Source organism: Pasteurellaceae bacterium RH1A, assembly GCA_012221805.1.
Taxonomy (GTDB): domain Bacteria; phylum Pseudomonadota; class Gammaproteobacteria; order Enterobacterales; family Pasteurellaceae; genus RH1A.
On record CP015195.1, the window covers coordinates 1,898,825 to 1,910,624 of the forward strand.

Below are 11,800 nucleotides of genomic sequence, written 5' to 3' on the forward strand. Positions count from 1 at the left end.
TAAGAGCCTTAATTCAGCCCCTCACTCACGTTATCACTCCTGTCAAATCTCCCCCTGCCCCTCTTTTCTAAAGAGGGGAGTTTTTTGGTTACTCTTTCTCAATCTTAGCCTGAGCCTCATCCAAGGCATCTTTCACAGATTGACGGCCTGTTACCGCATTAACAATGGCCGCTTTTTCGGAATACCAGAAACGGCTCATTTGCGGGATGTTTGGCATAATTTCACCATTTTGAGCATTTTCCATGGTGGCTGCAATACGTGGGTCTTGGGCCAATTTTTCTTGGTAGGACTTAAGGGCCACAGCACCAAGAGGGACATCCTTATTAACCATCTCTAAGCCTTCATCGGTTAAGAGGTAGTTTTCTAAGAATTCCTTGGCCAAGTCTTGGTTCGGGCTAGAGGCATTGACTGCCGCACTGAGTACACCCACGAAAGGTTTAGAGGCCTTGCCATTGAGGGTTGGGAGGACGGCTACACCGTAGTTAATGCCGCTCTTCTCAATGTTGGCCCAGGCCCATGGGCCGTTGATGGTGAGGGCTGCATTACCCTTGTTGAAGGCAGCTTCTGCCACAGAGTAGTCTGCATCTGGATTAATCACTTTTTTGCTTACCAAGTCCACCACGAACTGAAGGCCTTTTTGAGCGGCTTCGTTGTTTACGCCCACATCTTTGACATCATAGCCATTTGGGGTAACCTTGAAGGCATAGGCCCCTTGGGAGGAGGAAACTGGCCAGGTGAAATAGGGTTCTTGTAAATTCCAAATAATGGCATTTTTGCCCTTGGCACGTAGTTCTTTATCAAGGCCTTCAATTTCTTCCCAGGTTTTTGGTGGGTTAGGCACCAGGTCTTTGTTATAAATGAGAGACAGGGACTCAATGGCAATCGGGTAGGCGATTTGTTTGCCGTTGTACTTGGTAGCCTCCCAACCTAGATCATTAACCTTGGCCTTGAAGTCTGCACTTGGGTGAACTTCGCTTAAAAGGCCAGACTGGGCATAACCACCGAAGCGGTCGTGGGCGAAGATGATAATATCTGGGCCGTCACCAGTCGAAGCCACTTGTGGGAAAAGCTCTTCAAGTTTGCTTGGGTGCTCAACCAAGACTTTTACGCCTGCTTCCTGTTCAAATTTCTTACCCACTTCCGCCAGGCCGTTGTAGCCCTTGTCGGCATTGATCCAAATATTTAATTGGCCTTCAACAATCTTGGCACTTACACCTTGTGCCATACATAAGCCTGCTAAAACAGCCAGTGCGGTTTGTGTTAATTTTTTCATAGGGTTGCCCTCATTATAGTGATAGGAAGTTTGTCGCATACTAAAAAAGATTTCCTCCTATTTCATCATACCCCCCTCTCCTCCCTCAAGTGTTTTTTTGTGAGCCAGATCACAAAACCATAAGATTTCTTGGTAGGATAGGTAAAATATGGGATAATGCTTAACAGTTTATCAGAGGAGGCCCTATGTTTAGCAACAAAAAAATGAGCTATGATGACTATCTGGCCGAACAAATCCGCCTAGGCCGTGAAGATATTGAAAATGGGCGTGTTTTTACGCTTGAAGAAGCCATGCAACATTGGCAGCAGGTGCTGGCCTCAAAAGAACGAGAACTGGCACAACGTGAATTAGAAGACCTAGCCTATGCCTAAAACGGTCGTGCTTTCTGCCAAGGCTCGGCAAAATATCGATGAAATCCTTGCCAATGTCGTTGAATACACAGGGGCAGTTTCTTCAGGCCATAAATTGCTCAAGGCCTTTTATACGAAGTTTAATGATATTGGCTTTTTGCCCAAGGCCTATCGCCAGCTAGATGACGGCACTCGCCAAGCCTTTTGCCGTAGTTATCGGATTGTTTACCAAGAATTTGAAAAACACATTGAAATCTTAACGGTTATTCATAGCCGTCAGCAATATCCTTAAAAATCTCAAAAGTCCAAACTTTTGGGATTTTTGTTTTTTCTGTCCTCCTCCCTTCTCATCCCTCCCTTCTATTTTTGTGACCCTCATCACACTTTTCCCAAAATCCCCGCAAACTGTGATCTGGCTCACAAAAAAATCGCTTAAAAATGTGATAGCGATCACAAAAAAACACTTTACGGGCAAATCAATATTTTTAAATTTTTTGAGCGGGGGTATGATGTGGTTTTAGAGGGCTGAGATTAAACTATGCCCCATTAAAGTGTAAGTTAAGAGAGGCAAAATATGGCAGAAGTCCGTTTAAGCAAGGTCGCCAAGTCCTATGGCGATATACATATTTCTAAAGATGTTAACCTTGAGATTAAAGATGGCGAATTTGTAGTTTTTGTGGGGCCGTCTGGCTGTGGTAAATCCACCCTCCTGCGGATGATTGCAGGCTTGGAGGAAATCACCTCGGGCGATCTCTTTATTGGCCCAACCCGTATGAATGATGTGCCACCGGCCCAACGTAATATCGGGATGGTTTTCCAGTCCTACGCCCTCTACCCGCATTTAACTGTGGCAGAAAATATGTCCTTCGGCCTCAAGTTGGCTGGCACCAAAAAAGAGGAGATCGACAAGCGGGTCAATCAGGTAGCTGAAATCCTCCAATTAGCCCACCTCCTAAGCCGTAAGCCAAAAGAATTGTCAGGTGGCCAACGCCAACGGGTGGCCATTGGCCGTACCTTGGTTTCTCAGCCTGAAGTATTTCTCCTAGACGAACCGCTTTCCAACCTGGATGCCGCCCTGCGGGTGCAAATGCGGGTGGAGATTTCCAAGCTCCATAAAAAACTCAACCGCACCATGATCTATGTCACCCACGACCAAGTGGAAGCCATGACCCTGGCGGATAAGATCGTGGTTCTCCAACCTGCCGCCAATGTGGACACCAACGTGGCCCAGGTCGGCCGTCCGCTAGAGCTCTACCACTACCCTGCCAACCGCTTTGTAGCTGGCTTTATCGGCTCACCGAAGATGAACTTTATTCCTGTGCGGGTGCTTGAAGCCAAGGCAGATGGGGTCAGAGTTGAACTGCCAGACTCCACCCACATCAACTTCTGGATCCCTGTCGATGGCACAGGCGTTAAAGCGGGTGATAACCTCTCGCTCGGCATCCGCCCTGAGCATTTGCTGCCTTGCGACCAAAGCGAGGTTTGCATTGAGGGCAACGTAAAAGTGGTGGAACAACTGGGCAACGAAACCCAAATCCACGTGGAAATGCCGCCAATTAAACAGGCCTTGGTCTATCGCCAAAGCGACATTGTCTTGGTTGAAGAAGGCGATGTGATGAAAATCGGCATCAACCCAAACCGCTGCCACCTCTTTAGAGAAGACGGCACGGCCTGTCGCCGCTTGTTTAAAGAGCTGGGAGTTTAGGATCTGCGGAAGATAAAAACGTGGCAAGCGGTAGAAATTCTGCAACAATTTGCAAATTTTTGCTAGAATCAACCCGCTTGTACACGGAGGCCAAATGCAGACACTGACCAAATTTATCCCCACCAAACTCATCTCCAACCGCTCTTATAAACTGGAAACCAGCATTGAGCGAACCGCCCTCCTGCGTGAGTTAGACCAGGCCAAGAGCCATTTGCTGACCCTGATTACCGCCCCGGCTGGTTATGGCAAAACTACCCTGATTTCCCAGTGGAAGGCCAAGCAGGAAGCCAAAGGAGCCAGATTTGGTTGGTTTGCCTTAGATGAGGGGGATAACAATGCCGAGCAGTTCGCCCAGTATTTTGCCCAGGCCCTGTCGCAAGCCTCCTATTTGGATTTACAAGATATTGCCTACCAAAATAACCTGATTGATTATTTTAGCCAATTACTCATCCGCCTGTCAGAGGCCAAAACTGCCTTTTATCTGGTGATTGATGATTATCACCATATCGAAAACAGCGAAATCCACGATGCCCTGCGTTTTTGGCTCAAGCACCAACCGCAGACCATGAGTCTGATTCTGCTCTCCCGCCTTACGCCTCCTTTGAGCGTGACCAACCTGCGGATCCACGAGCAACTGCTGGAAATTGATGTCCACCAACTAGCCTTTACCCCCACTGAAGCCAGCCAGTTTTTTGCCCTCAAACTCAAGGAGCCATTTAGCCAGGATAAGGTTTTTGCCCTCTGTGAACAGGTGGAGGGCTGGGCAACGGCTCTCCAACTTATGACCTTTGCCCTCAAGCAAAATCAAGATCTGCTACATTCGCCTGAACGCCTCTTTGCCAAGCTCAATCAGCAACACATTGGCGATTATTTAAACGAAGAAGTTTTCCATTATGTGGATGTGGAGATGAAGCTCTTTATGCAGCGTTGTGCCATTCTGCGTTCCATGAATGAAAAGCTAGTGGTGGCCCTGACCCAGGATAAAAACGGGGCCAAGAAGCTGGACGAACTGGAAAAGCAGGGCCTCTTTATTCAGCGGATCGACCAGGACAATGGCGAAATCTGGTGGAAGTTCCACCCTATTCTTGCTTCTTATCTGGCCCAAAGCTGCCGTTTGGAACTGCCTTCAGAATGGCAATCCCTCCATCAAGAGGCCGCCATGATCTGGCTCAACTTGGGCTATGGTTCAGAGGCACTTTATCACGCCCAAATGCTGGACGACCCAGCCACCCTCCACCATATTTTAGAGGCCCACGGCTGGGCGCTTTTCCACCAGGGCCAGCTTAAATTGGTGGAAGGCTGTCTGAATCAACTGCCGGCCGATCTGGTCTGGCAGGAGGCCAACCTCGTCCTGCTCAAGGCCTGGCTGGCCCAAAACCAGCACCGCCATCAGGAGGTCAGCGATATTTTGCAAAAAGCCAAGCTAAAAGCCCCGCTTGCAGAACATTTGCAGGGGCGGTTTGATGCCCTCAAGGCCCAGGTGGCCATTAACGCCGGCGATGAAAACCAGGCCTATGAGCTGGCCAAGCAGGCCTTAACCACATTACCGAGCGAGTACGGTTATGCCAAAATTGTGGCCACGTCCGTGATTGGCGAAGCCCAGCACTGCCGGGGCTACCTCAAGGAAGGCTTGAGCCTGATGCAACAGGTGGAAAAAATGGCCATGGCCAGACGAGCCAACCACCACTGGCTCTGGTCTCGCCTGCAACAGGCTGAGATCCTTTCGGCCCAGGGCTTCCTGCAATCAGCCTATGATTTCCTCAAGGAAACCAGCCTCCAGGCCCAGCAGTTCCACCAGATCCCCATGCATGAATTCCTGCTCCGCCTGCGGGGACAGATCCTGTGGGAATGGCACAATTTGGATCAGGCTGAGGCCATGGCCCATGCTGGCATTGAGGTCTTAAATAAGGAAGAAGAGCAGTCCTACTGCCTGGCCCTCCTAGCTAAAATCTCCCTAACCAAGGGTGATCTCAATAATGCCGGCCGCTTGATTGAACAGTGCTACAGCCTGCTCTCCCACCTGCCTGCCCACCGGGATTGGATTTCGACCTTAGACGAGGTGCAGCTACTCTACTGGCAGATGAGTGATGATAATAGCCTACTGGAAAGCTGGCTGACCCAGACCCATTTCCCGCCTCACGAGCACAACCACTTTACCCAACGCCAATGGCGGAACATCGCCCGTTGCTACCTCTTGCAGGGGCGATTTGACGAGGCCTTGAAAATCCTTAATAGCCTCCTGCAAACCGCAGCCACCTTCCATCTGGTCAGCGACAGCCAGCGAGCCCTGATCCTACGCAACCGCCTCTATTACCTGCAAGGCAAGCAGGACTTGGCCCAGCAGGATCTGATCAAGGCCCTGAATTTAAGCCAGCAGACCAACTTTATCAGTGCCTTTGTGATTGAGGGCGATCTGATTGCCCAGCAGATCCGCAACCTCCTGCAACTCAACGTATTAGACGAACTTTCCACCCACAAGGCCCAGTTTATCCTGCGTTCCATTAACCAGCACAACCGCCACAAGTTCGCCCATTTTGATGAGGAATTTGTCAAGCAGCTACTAGACAATCCACAAGTGCCAGAACTGCTTAAGATCAGCCCGCTAACTACTCGTGAATGGCAGGTCTTAGGTTTAATTTATTCGGGTTACAGCAACGAACAGATCTGCCAGGAGCTGGTAGTGGCCATCACCACCATCAAAACCCACATCCGCAACCTCTACCAAAAAATCGGCGTGGCTAATCGGGCCGAGGCCATTGAATATACTAGGAGTTTGCTCAGGATGATGGGCTATAATTAAGATAAAAAAGGGAAATAGACAAAAATATCTATTCCCCTTTCTCTAAGCCCTAAGGCCAAAACTTATTTAGCCAGGCGGCTATGCTTCCAACCATCGTTCATCAGCACCAGGTCTGCCCGGCCCACCATGCCGTTTGGATCACGGTTAAAACTCTTGACTAATTTCTTAAGCTCTGGATTTTCTGCCCAGCTGGCCACATCCATGAGCTCAAAGCTAAAGCTGGCCCGAGACACCTTCATGCCCATGGCCTCGCTTGGCTCCGTGAAATTGGTCACTTCCTTGAGCTTAAAGGTGCCGGTGCATAATTTATCTAATTGCTTAGGTGTCTTGCCCTTAGGTGCTAGATAAACAAAGGGTTTGCCTTTTTCTGTTAGGCTATAGACATCAAAATTTTCTGTTTTAGGCTGGTTGCTCAAGTCTAAGCGGTCGGCCTGTAGGGTTTCCTTGCTGAGTAAGCCCTCGCCCACCAAAACCTCCGCCACTTGTTGAGTGCGGGAAGGATCGCCCCCTTCTCGTTTAAGGAAGAAGACCTTGTCTGGCGAAATCAGAGGCGAACCCTCTGGCAATTTCAGCATACTGATTTGGTTCAAGTCCACACAATAGGCAGGTTGAGTGCCGATAAATTCCTGAATGGCCTTACCAAAATTTTCCTTATTGGCCGCTTTAGGATCATCACAGCCGGCCAATAAAACGGCCATCACCACACCTGATAGGACTAACTTTTTAGACATACATGCTCCTTTTTTGATGAAATCCTCACCTATCTTATGGAAAATACCCCTTGTGTCAAGCCAGCCCCTATTCCCCTTTCTCTCTTTGAGGCAATTTATGCTATCATAGCAGGAATGTTTTAGCCCCAAAGGAAGTATCATGCGCCTTTTAATTGCCTTTCTGGCCCTGATTTTTGTTTATTTTCAGTACAGTTTTTGGTTTGCCAAAAACGGCTGGGAAGACTACCAAACCGCCAAGGCTGCGGTGGAGAAACTCCAAGAGGAAAAAGCCGCACTCGAAGCCCGTAATAACTTAATTGCCGCTGAAATTGAAGACCTAACCAACGGGGTCAATGCCTTGGAGGAACGGGCTCGCTTTGACCGTGAAATGGTCAAACCAGATGAAATCTTCTACCGCATTGTGCCCAAGAACTAGGAAAACCTATGCAGCGTGAAATTATCGCCCTTATTCCTGCCTCGGGCGTGGGCAGCCGTATGCAGGCCCAGATGCCCAAGCAGTATCTTCTCCTTCAGGGCAAAACCATTTTGGAACGGGCCATTCTCCCCTTTTTGGCTCATGAACAGGTCAGCAAAATTGTGGTAGCCGTGTCGAAAGACGACCCTTTTTATTCGGCCTTGGACATCCTGAAATCGCCCAAGGTTGAAGTGGTTTTTGGCGGCGAAACCCGAGCTGACTCGGTCTTTAATGGCCTGCAAGTTGTGCCTGATGAGGCTTGGGTCTTGGTGCATGATGGCGCCCGCCCCAACCTCAAGCGGTCCGATTTGGACAAAATCTTGCAAGTCACCGATGAAAACGGCGCCATTTTGGCCACGCCTGCGGTGGATACTATGAAGCGAGCTTTGGGCTCAAAAATTGTCCACACGGAAGACCGCTCTACCCTTTGGCACGCCCTCACCCCGCAATTCTTTCCAGCCAAACACTTGAAAGCGGCCCTGCAAGCGGCCTTTGTGAGCCAGAAAAGTGCCATTACCGATGAGGCTTCCGCCATGGAGTTGGCGGGCTTTGCACCGCTTTTGGTGGCTGGAAGAAGTGATAATTTAAAGGTCACTCGGCCGGAGGATTTGGCCTTGGCAGAGTTTTATTTGACGAGATAAGGAACCTATATGATAAGAATTGGACACGGCTTTGACGTACACGCCTTTAGCAACCAAGGCCCGCTTATTATTGGTGGGGTGTCTATCCCCTATGAAAAGGGCCTCTTGGCTCACTCTGATGGCGATGTGGCCCTCCACGCTCTGACCGATGCCCTGCTTGGGGCGGTGGCCTTAGGCGATATTGGCAAGCTCTTTCCTGACACCGATATGCAGTACAAGGGGGCCAACAGCCGTGGGCTTCTGATCGAGGCCTACCGCCAGGTTCAAGAGCAAGGCTATAAGGTGGGCAATGTAGATGTGACTATCATCGCCCAGGCCCCTAAAATGCGGCCTTATATCGACCAAATGCGGCAGGCCATTGCTGACGATTTGGCCTGCGATATTAGCCAGGTCAATGTCAAGGCTACTACCAGCGAAAAACTGGGCTTTACTGGCCGGGGCGAGGGCATTGCCTGCGAGGCGGTTGCCCTCTTAGTGAAAATTTAATGTAGCAAATACTTGTCTTTTTCAGACAAATTTGCAAATTTTAGCTATAATTGACCCGCTTGTAATGGCATAAAACAGGAACTACCGTGCAATCTTCCCTTGATCTCTACCCAATTTGGCCTAAAAGCGAAAACCTCAGCGAGCTTTACGCCCAGCTTAGTGAGCTAAAAACTTGCTTGGATGGCTTTCGCCCCTTATCAGCCAAGCAGGTGGAAAACCTCAATCAGGCCTTTGATGTGGAATATACCTACGAAAGCAATCGGATTGAGGGCAACACCCTGACCAAAAGTGAAACCAATTTGGTGATTAACAAGGGAATGACCGTTAAGGGCAAGGGCTTGATTGAGCATTTAGAGGCCATCAACCACCAAGAAGCCATTGATTATATTCGGGACATGGCAGGCAAGAACCTGCCCTTTAATAAATATAATCTGCTGGCCCTGCATAGCCTGATTTTACACGGCATTGACCGAGAGGGAGCGGGTACCTACCGCCAATATGATGTGCGGATTTCAGGCAGTGATTTTGAACCGCCGCCCAATTATTTGGTCAATGAATTGATGGAGGGCTATTTTGCCTTCTACCAGGCCAATCAAGACCTGCTCCACCCTGTTGAATTGGCCGCAGAAATGCACGAGCGGCTGGTGACCATCCATCCCTTTGTGGATGGCAACGGGCGGACGGCTCGATTAGTGATGAACCTGATTTTATTACAACATGGTTACCCCATTACCATTTTAGAAAGCGAAAACAGCAAACGCCTACAATATTATGACAGCCTTGAAGCGGCACAAACAGGCAAAGATCCACAAAAAGCACAATTTAAGCGCTTTATTGCTGAAAATGTAAAGCAATGGCTCTTTAATTATTTGCTGATCTTATCCTCCAATGGGCAGGCCAAGCCACAAGGCAGAGGCGACCTCTTTTTTGAAAAAATCCATGCGTTGAATACTAAGGAAACATAATGACCACCTACGCTTATCTTCAACAAAAACGCAAGCAGCTCGATCTTAAGGTCAATGAGGTTTGTGAGCGTGCTAATGTTACCCGGGCCTATTTTAACCAGTTGGTGACCGGCAAGATTAAAAACCCAAGTGCGGCCAAGCTCAAGGCCCTCCATCAGGTTTTGGAGATTGTTGAAGAAAGCAGCAAGCGGGTAGGGGTTATTTTCGGTAAGTTCTACCCTGTGCATACTGGCCATATCAATATGATCTACGAGGCCTTTAGTAAGGTGGATCAACTGCATGTGGTAGTCTGTACCGATACCGAACGGGACTTGCAGCTCTTTAAGGACAGCAAGATGAAGCACATGCCAACCAACCAGGATCGTCTGCGTTGGATGCAGCAGATCTTCAAATACCAGCAAAAGCAGATCTTTATTCATCACTTGGTGGAAGATGGCATCCCGAGCTACCCCAACGGCTGGGAGGGCTGGGCGGCCGAGGTCAAAAAGCTCTTTGCAGAAAAGCAAATCCAGCCCAGTGTGGTCTTCAGCAGCGAGATCCAGGACAAGGAACCCTACGAAAAATACCTGAATTTAGAGGTGCATTTGGTCGATCCTGAACGCAACTCCTTTAATGTATCCGCCACCAAGATTCGTAACAACCCCTTCCAGTACTGGCGTTTTATCCCTAAAGAGGTGCGGCCCTTCTTCGTCAAAACCATTGCCATTTTGGGCGGGGAAAGCAGTGGCAAGAGCGTGCTGGTCAGCAAGCTGGCCAATGTCTTTAACACAACTTCAGCCTGGGAATATGGGCGGGAGTTTGTCTTTGAACAATTAGGGGGTGACGAGCAGGCCATGCAGTATTCAGACTACCCGCAAATGGCTCTAGGCCACAAACGCTATGTGGATTTTGCCACCAAGCACGCCCACAAGGTAGCCATTATCGACACCGACTACATCACCACTCAAGCCTTCTGTATGCAATACGAGGGCAAGGCTCATCCTTTCTTGGATTCCATGATCAAGGAATACCCTTTTGATGTGACCATCCTGCTTTCCAACAATACCAGATGGGTGGATGATGGCCTGCGTAGCCTGGGTTCGGCCAAGCAACGCCAGCGCTTCCAGCAACTGCTCAAAAAACTGTTGGAAAAATACAAGGTGCCTTATATTGAAATTGAATCGCCAAGTTATCTAGACCGCTACAACCAAACCAAGGAAGTAGTGGAGGCCATTTTAAAGGAAGAACCCATCCCCTTGCAGTTTAAACAATATAATTTAGAGAACGAAAACCTATGATCCTTTTTGCGGGCGACCCTCACGGCAGTTACGCCCACCTTTTCCCCTTTGTGCAGGCACAAGCAGAAAACGTGTCGCTGGTTATTTTGGGGGATTTACAATTAACCACCACCCAGGAGCTAGACCGCCTGGCCCAGCATTGCGATATTTGGTTTATTCACGGCAACCACGACAGCAAAACCGTGGCGGCCTTTGATGCCATTTGGGGAACAAACTGGATTGAGCGTAATATTCACGGCCGTGTGGTGGAAATTGAAGGAGTAAGGATTGCAGGCCTGGGCGGGGTTTTTCGGGGCCATATTTGGATGCCCCCCCACCGTCCCATGTTTTTCGACCCTATTCACTACTGCCAGTATGCGCCGCAAGAGCGGATCTGGCGGGGCGGCCTGCCCCTACGCCACCGCACTTCTATTTTTCCCTCTGATGTGGAGGGCTTGGAGGGCCAGCGGGCCGATATTCTCATCACCCACGAAGCCCCTCGGCCACACCCGCAGGGCTTTGCCGTTATCAACCAACTGGCCCGTAAAATGGGGGCCAAAAAGATTTTCCACGGCCATCACCACGATAATTTTGACTACCGCCCCATCAATCGCAACAAGCATTGCGAGATTTTTAACATCGGCTTTCGCAGCCTGGCCAATATTAAGGGAGAATATCTCTTAGTTGGGGTGGATGATCGGGATGTGAAATAAAGAAAGAAAGCAACACCAGCCTGGAGGCTGGCGCTATCTTACGCTCTCATTGATGGCGCCAGCGTCCTCGCTGGTGCCGTGGTTGATTTGGAAATCTAGGGAGAAAATGAGCACCAGCCTGGAGGCTGGCGCTATCTTACGCTCTCATCGATGGTGCCAGCGCCCTCGCTGGTGCCGTGGTTTATTTGGAAATCTGGGGGTAGGAAAGCAGCAACAGCCTGGAGGCTGGCACTATCTTACGCTCTCATTGATGGCGCCAGCGTCCTCGCTGGTGCCGTGGTTTATTTGGAAATCTGGGGGTAGGAAAGCAGCAACAGCCTGGAGGCTGGCACTATCTTACGCTCTCATTGATGGCGCCAGCGTCCTCGCTGGTGCCGTGGTTGATTTGGAAATCTAGGGAGAAAATGAGCACCAGCCTGGAGGCTG

13 protein-coding genes are annotated in these 11,800 nt (G+C 49.6%); 11 read left to right on the top strand and 2 right to left on the bottom strand.

Features of this window, described 5'->3' with window-relative positions:
- Nucleotides 1-88: 88 nt before the first annotated feature.
- Nucleotides 89-1,273 carry a maltose ABC transporter substrate-binding protein MalE gene (locus A4G20_08940; protein QIW16890.1) on the bottom strand — a complete coding sequence of 395 codons (1,185 nt, stop codon included), beginning with the start codon at nt 1,271-1,273 and terminating at the stop codon, nt 89-91.
- Nucleotides 1,274-1,458: 185 nt separating this feature from the next.
- Between A4G20_08940 and A4G20_08945 the strand changes: the two genes are divergently transcribed.
- From A4G20_08945 to A4G20_08960, 4 genes are all read left to right on the top strand, one after another.
- Nucleotides 1,459-1,644 carry a hypothetical protein gene (locus A4G20_08945; GenBank protein QIW16449.1) on the top strand — a complete coding sequence of 62 codons (186 nt, stop codon included), beginning with the start codon at nt 1,459-1,461 and terminating at the stop codon, nt 1,642-1,644.
- Nucleotides 1,637-1,915 (top strand): plasmid stabilization protein, encoded by a 279-nt coding sequence (locus tag A4G20_08950; GenBank protein ID QIW16450.1) that lies wholly within the window; start codon nt 1,637-1,639, stop codon nt 1,913-1,915. Before A4G20_08945 ends, A4G20_08950 begins: the two co-directional genes overlap by 8 nt.
- 282 nt (nt 1,916-2,197) lie before the next feature.
- Complete coding sequence (locus A4G20_08955; GenBank protein QIW16451.1) at nt 2,198-3,328, top strand: maltose/maltodextrin transporter ATP-binding protein; 1,131 nt, start codon at nt 2,198-2,200, stop codon at nt 3,326-3,328.
- Between the two features lie 94 nt (nt 3,329-3,422).
- Nucleotides 3,423-6,128 carry a transcriptional regulator MalT gene (locus tag A4G20_08960; protein ID QIW16452.1) on the top strand — a complete coding sequence of 902 codons (2,706 nt, stop codon included), beginning with the start codon at nt 3,423-3,425 and terminating at the stop codon, nt 6,126-6,128.
- A 62-nt stretch (nt 6,129-6,190) separates the two neighbouring features.
- Here the strand turns inward: A4G20_08960 and A4G20_08965 are convergent, their stop codons facing one another.
- Nucleotides 6,191-6,859 (bottom strand): hypothetical protein, encoded by a 669-nt coding sequence (locus A4G20_08965; GenBank protein ID QIW16453.1) that lies wholly within the window; start codon nt 6,857-6,859, stop codon nt 6,191-6,193.
- A gap of 139 nt (nt 6,860-6,998) precedes the next feature.
- On the opposite strand from A4G20_08965, the gene A4G20_08970 reads away from it, so the two are divergent.
- The 7 genes from A4G20_08970 (at nt 6,999) to A4G20_09000 (ending at nt 11,771) form a co-directional block, all read left to right on the top strand.
- A complete protein-coding gene (locus tag A4G20_08970; protein ID QIW16454.1) occupies nt 6,999-7,274 on the top strand; it encodes a cell division protein FtsB in 276 nt (91 codons plus the stop codon).
- Nucleotides 7,275-7,282: 8 nt separating this feature from the next.
- Nucleotides 7,283-7,954 carry a 2-C-methyl-D-erythritol 4-phosphate cytidylyltransferase gene (locus A4G20_08975; GenBank protein ID QIW16455.1) on the top strand — a complete coding sequence of 224 codons (672 nt, stop codon included), beginning with the start codon at nt 7,283-7,285 and terminating at the stop codon, nt 7,952-7,954.
- Nucleotides 7,955-7,963: 9 nt separating this feature from the next.
- Nucleotides 7,964-8,440 (top strand): 2-C-methyl-D-erythritol 2,4-cyclodiphosphate synthase, encoded by a 477-nt coding sequence (locus A4G20_08980; GenBank protein ID QIW16456.1) that lies wholly within the window; start codon nt 7,964-7,966, stop codon nt 8,438-8,440.
- 86 nt (nt 8,441-8,526) lie between these two features.
- Complete coding sequence (locus A4G20_08985) at nt 8,527-9,405, top strand: hypothetical protein (protein ID QIW16457.1); 879 nt, start codon at nt 8,527-8,529, stop codon at nt 9,403-9,405.
- Nucleotides 9,405-10,682 carry a trifunctional nicotinamide-nucleotide adenylyltransferase/ribosylnicotinamide kinase/transcriptional regulator NadR gene (locus A4G20_08990; GenBank protein ID QIW16458.1) on the top strand — a complete coding sequence of 426 codons (1,278 nt, stop codon included), beginning with the start codon at nt 9,405-9,407 and terminating at the stop codon, nt 10,680-10,682. The genes A4G20_08985 and A4G20_08990 overlap by 1 nt, the downstream gene beginning before the upstream one ends.
- Nucleotides 10,679-11,374, top strand: a complete 696-nt coding sequence (locus tag A4G20_08995) for a hypothetical protein (protein ID QIW16459.1) — start codon at nt 10,679-10,681, stop codon at nt 11,372-11,374. The genes A4G20_08990 and A4G20_08995 overlap by 4 nt, the downstream gene beginning before the upstream one ends.
- Before the next feature lie 106 nt (nt 11,375-11,480).
- Nucleotides 11,481-11,771, top strand: coding sequence for a hypothetical protein (locus A4G20_09000; GenBank protein QIW16460.1), 291 nt, complete (start codon nt 11,481-11,483; stop codon nt 11,769-11,771).
- The last annotated feature ends 29 nt before the right edge of the window (nt 11,772-11,800 follow it).